Source organism: Candidatus Jordarchaeum sp. (assembly GCF_052745115.1).
In genome coordinates this window covers 1-3,827 of sequence record NZ_JBRAKS010000367.1, presented here as the reverse complement: position 1 = coordinate 3,827, position 3,827 = coordinate 1, and the positions used below count along the sequence as shown (strand labels likewise).

Here is a 3,827-nt window from a genome sequence, read left to right as displayed (position 1 = left end):
ATTGATAAAAAACGAAAAAACCTCAAAAATATTCGTAAAGGATGCGGAAAGTGGGTATCAAGCAATTTTTTGTAAACTTCGATTGCACACTGTTCGCCTTTTATATTCTGTTCCAGTATGGGTGCTACAAAGTGGTCTTCTGGTGCTTCGTATCCACAGTTGGTCATCTTATACCAATCCTCTGGCTTAAGAATTGGTGTACCGCCGAGCTGTATTATCCGCTCCACCAGCATTCCCGCGTGCTCAAGTTCCTCACCTGCATGTTCCATGAGCTCCCCAGCAACTGCGCCTCTCATCGGACCCACAACCACCTTTGCGCCTATACAGTACTGGTAGTAAGCCAACCATTCGTCTGCGAGTGCCTTATTAAGCAGTTCAATGAGTTTCTTTAAATCCATACCTACTATTTCTCTTGCTTTACTTCCCATTTTTTTCCTCCAAAATTTATTTTGGTTTTATCGGGTATTAATTCCCCTATTCCCAAAAAATGCAATATTGACTCCAATTTAGATTAAACGTTTATTAATTTTTAGTATTTATAAATTGGTTAAACTTTTATCTCTCCTGTTAATATATTAGGTAGAACCGCAGGAATGCTTGGTGGTTACTTTTTTCCCGTTTCATTTAATAGCAACGATTATAGCTGGGCTTATTTTTCGTAGTAAAAGATCTTATGAAAATTTAATATATTTCGATATTCACACAATAATTTAATTCTGGAATCTTTGAATAATCGGTGTCGTACAGAGAATTACTAAATATGGTGAGGGAGATCTAGGCAAATAACACTGGTACTTTATTAGGGAACCCGCTCTTAACAGTTCTTATGAAGCGCCGAGGAGGAGCGTGATGAAATAAATACCCAAACTTTGAGGAGTTTGATGGCTTGTTCATTATGGTGAGTTTGATTTTTCCACCAAGTAGGACTAAGAAAATGGCTGAAGCTTTTTTAAAGGAACCTCCTGATCCACCCTATTTTAAAAGGATTGGCCAATTTATTTATCAAGATGATGAGGGTTTACTGCGGACTTGTAGAATAATACAGATTGACAAGGGAAATGAGGAAGAGGGATTGAAACACATTTACAAAAATTTAAGTCTATTTTTTGAATTTAAGAATTGCGTTTCCAAGTAAGACACGTACTTTCAGAGACAGAAGCTCTACCCTTAGTGGGACTAGCTTAAACCAATTCTGATAAAGCAATACTTAAGAATTATAAAATTTTTTTCTCCTTTACATTCTTTATTGTGATAAACATAGAATTTTTGGTCTTCCTTTTAAGATACATAATTGTAAAGCAAATGGGTTCTTAATTTAATTAATTGATTCCCTCTACTTCAAGTAGCTATCTAGGTTTTGGTTAGTATCATTACAGAAATCGAGTGCGCTGGGAGGGCGTATTCTATTTTTTCTGGGAGTTGATGGAATTCTCTCTGGCTTAGTGTAATTTCGTTTTTTTGATAATCGTTTTTTGCATGTATACTTGGTCCGTTGATCTCTTTAATTATCAATTTTTCATATGATCTTAGTTTTGGTATTTCCACCTCTATCGGTAAATCCTTTTTGGGGTGAAAGTTCACTAAAAATACGGTGAGGTTCTTATTGTCTTCGCTTACAGTTGCGGCGCCGTCTATATAAGGAATTTCTCTTCTATCTTTCAGGATACCTAGAGGTTCGAATAAAAATTTGGGTGAGGAAATCTCGGTGCTGATAGCGTTTTTCTGTGTGTTCTCCCTATAGAGTTTAATTACCTCATAGATTGCGGTATTAAACACGTCATCTCCGTTTGTTTGGATGACTCCTAGGGTATTAATTAATTGTGCGATATTCGCCATCTTTACTATGTTCGACATTTTGATTATCTTGTTCAGCACTGAAGCCGCCCATAAACCATCTCTCAAGCAATAGTTTGCGTGTAAGAGCTGGCTAAAATCCCACCACAGATTCCACTCATCGAATGCAATTTTGATACCATGATTTTTACCCATTACGGATTCGATGGTTTCCCTTACCCATTCAAGTATTTCCTGGAACTTGTAGGATGAGGCAATAATTCGTCTGTAGGATTTAGTGTCTTCTTTTATTTCTGATCCTCCTTCTTCCGGTAAGACTCCGGTGAAGTAGAGGTGAATGGATAAATAGTCAATATATTTTCCCGCTTTTTCCAGTACGGTCTTTGTCCAGTCAGGATAACGCTGATCTGCACCCACTGCCACTAGTTCTATTTTTGAGTCCACCTTCTTCATGGCATCATGATATTCCATGAACTTTTGTGCATACTCTTCTGCAGACATGTGACCGGTTTCCCATGTTCCATAAAGCTCATTTCCGATTCCCCAGAACTTGACTTTGTATGGTTTTCGATTTCCATACTTCGCTCTTAATGAGCCCAATTCGGTCTCTATGCTACCATTACAGTATTCCAACCAGTTTGCCGCTTCCTCTGGTGTTCCAGAACCCACATTTACGTTAATGTAGGGCTCCGCCCCTACCCTCCTGCAAAATTTGATAAATTCATCTGTTCCGAATCGATTAGTTTCACTTGGGCCAAATTCTGGTCCCAACAGGCTCCAAGGCAGGTTCTCCCTAACAGGCCTCTGCTCAACAGGACCGACTCCATCCATCCAATGATAATTATCCGAAAAGCATCCTCCGGGCCATCTTATAATAAGCGGTTTCAAATCAGTTATTCGCTCTATTATTCTCTCATTAAAGTCGTTCTTTTCGAGGTTCCATATTCCACCGTAAATACATCGGCCTAAGTGTTCAATAAAATGACCGTAAATACGTGAATCTATTTTACCCAAGATTTTAACCGGAAAAACTGCAACTGAAGCCCTAGGCAACACCAAACCTCCTACCAAAACTGGAAAGAGTGTTAAACAATAATCTGTACTTATTATAAAAGCCTTACTAAAAGTCGCAAAGATATTGGCTATAAAATCGAAAAAGATCTTAAAAATAAAAAAAGGGGAGAGTCTGAAATTAGAATTTTTAAATGATTAGAGATTTCTTGAGGAAAAGAAAACAGCGGTCCAAAGTATAAAAACTACTAGTATCATTGCCAAACCGATAAACGCGAATACTACTCCAAGCAATGGAATGAGTTTCATCCACACTAGAACATATGGGAAGATAAAACATCCACCTATGATACTCAATACTCCTGCGGCTGTGGCAGCTGATGGCATACTAAACGTTTCACGCATAGCTAGAGTTGACACTCCAAGCATGATGAAAGTAATAGCTAACACTACTAAACCGAGCCAGATGTAGAAAAAGTTTGGCACGAGTACGGGATAAGTGTACAAAACGAGTGGAATAAAGATGAAATAAACGACACCTGAAGATATATCATATACTTTAGATATGATTCCAAGATAAATAAGAGTAGCTCCTAGTGAACTTCCCACAATACTGGTAATAAGACCCACTATACCCATGGCTCCTCCACCCGTCCGGTACATACCAAAGAAGCCTATTCCGATAAGAATACCGCTAATAATAAGAAGTATAGCGAAAATCTTGGAAATCATTGAGAAAGTGGCTTCGCTAGAAAGAATTGGTAACAAGAAATAACCTAAATCCCCGAAATAATACTGGAAAGCCAATATGTCATAAACTAAGTTAGCGAAGTCTGTTAAGAATATTGCATTGTAAATGCACCAGATCATTCCTATTGCCGCTGTTAGAATCCCAAGTATTCCACCAATAGTCCCAACGTAGAATGTTGCTCTAGACATTTTCCAAACTCCTTCACCTGAATATTATAATTTGTAGAAATCATAGACATTTGTCACCCCCCTCTTTAAATTTCTTTTCCGAG

The 3,827-nt window shown here is 38.0% G+C and carries 3 protein-coding genes; all 3 read right to left on the bottom strand.

What is annotated here, in order from left to right:
- The coding region (locus ACUVXA_RS17970) for a ferritin-like domain-containing protein (protein ID WP_445872663.1) at nt 1–428 on the bottom strand (428 nt) is incomplete at its 3' end.
- 922 nt (nt 429–1,350) lie between these two features.
- Nucleotides 1,351–2,847 (bottom strand): alpha-N-arabinofuranosidase, encoded by a 1,497-nt coding sequence (locus ACUVXA_RS17965; protein WP_445872662.1) that lies wholly within the window; start codon nt 2,845–2,847, stop codon nt 1,351–1,353.
- 156 nt (nt 2,848–3,003) lie between these two features.
- On the bottom strand, nt 3,004–3,744 hold the full coding sequence (locus ACUVXA_RS17960; protein ID WP_445872661.1) for a hypothetical protein: 741 nt from the start codon (nt 3,742–3,744) through the stop codon (nt 3,004–3,006).
- Nucleotides 3,745–3,827: the final 83 nt, after the last annotated feature.